Genomic DNA, 1,227 nt, shown 5'->3' with positions numbered 1-1,227 from the left:
CGCATTGGCCACGCCCACCACCCGCACCGGCAACACCACGTCATCCAGGGCATCCAGATCCGCAATGTCCCGGCCCCAGGTGAGGACCGGCACACCGGCCAGGGACAGCGGCTGGACGGGGGCCTTGTGCAGCACCACGTCGAAGCGGTGCCGCGTCAGCTCGTTGTGCGCCGCACCCCGCTTCCACCGCACATCCACGCCCACCGCTTCAGGCCGCCCAGCCGCCCAAGCAGTGAAGAAAGCAGGGTCCAAGAGCAGTTCCTTCTCGTTCACGACTGTCTGCTCCACCAGCGCCCGCAGCCGGGCTGTGTCCTGCACGTCTGTCTGACGTGCGTGCACTGCTGTCTGGAACGCCCGCAGCAGCCCTCGATGGCGTACGTCTCCGACGATCAGCCGACCGCCCTCGGCCAGCAGGCCGAACGCCCCGTCGAGGACGCGCTCCAAGTACTCCCAGCCCGGGAAGTACTGGATCACCGAGTTGATCACCACCGTGTCGAACCCGCCGGCCGGCAGACCCGACACATCGTCGGCCGCCTGGCAACGCACCTCCACATGGTCCCAACCCAGCCCCGCCACCTGACCACGCAACCGCTCCACCACCGACGACGAGAAATCCGTCGCCCAGTACGACTCCACCTCCGCCGCCAGGCGCCCCATCAACAACCCGGAACCCACACCGATCTCCAGCACGCGGCGGGGGCCGAAGTCGCGGATCCGCTCGACCACCGAGTCCCGCCACTCCCGCATCTCCCGCAACGGGATCGGCTCACCCGAGTACGAGCTGTTCCACCCCTCGAACCCTTCCCCCAGCGCTTCCGGCCCGGCCTCCCCATACACCGAGTCATAGATCTCGCGCCACTCATCCACCTGCTCACTTACCGAACCGCCCGCTTCGTCGGCGGACGGAACGACGTACGCCACCAGGCGCAGGTCGTCATCGTGGTGGCGCCGGGCAACGACCAGGGCCTGAGAGACCCCTGGTTCGGCTTCCAACACCGCCTGGATCTCGCCCGGTTCGATCCGGAAACCACGAATCTTGACCTGGTCGTCGGCACGGCCGAGGTACTCCAACTGCCCGTCGGCGTTCCACCGCACCACATCGCCCGTCCGGTACATCCGCTCGCCACGGGCACCGAAGGGACTGGCCACGAAACGCCCGGCCGTCAGGGCAGGGCGGCCGGTGTAACCACGCGCCAGGCCGGGACCGGAGACATACAACTCACCGGG

Annotated in this window: 1 protein-coding gene; it reads right to left on the bottom strand. The window is 68.2% G+C overall.

Annotated elements, in window-relative coordinates; all coding sequences use genetic code 11:
• The coding region (locus IEZ15_RS43985; RefSeq protein WP_189282518.1) for a methyltransferase at positions 1 to 1,227 on the bottom strand (1,227 nt) is incomplete at both ends.

Source organism: Streptomyces atratus (genome assembly GCF_014648655.1).
Classification (GTDB): Bacteria; Actinomycetota; Actinomycetes; order Streptomycetales; family Streptomycetaceae; genus Streptomyces; species Streptomyces atratus.
This window is presented reverse-complemented; position numbering and strand designations above follow the sequence as displayed.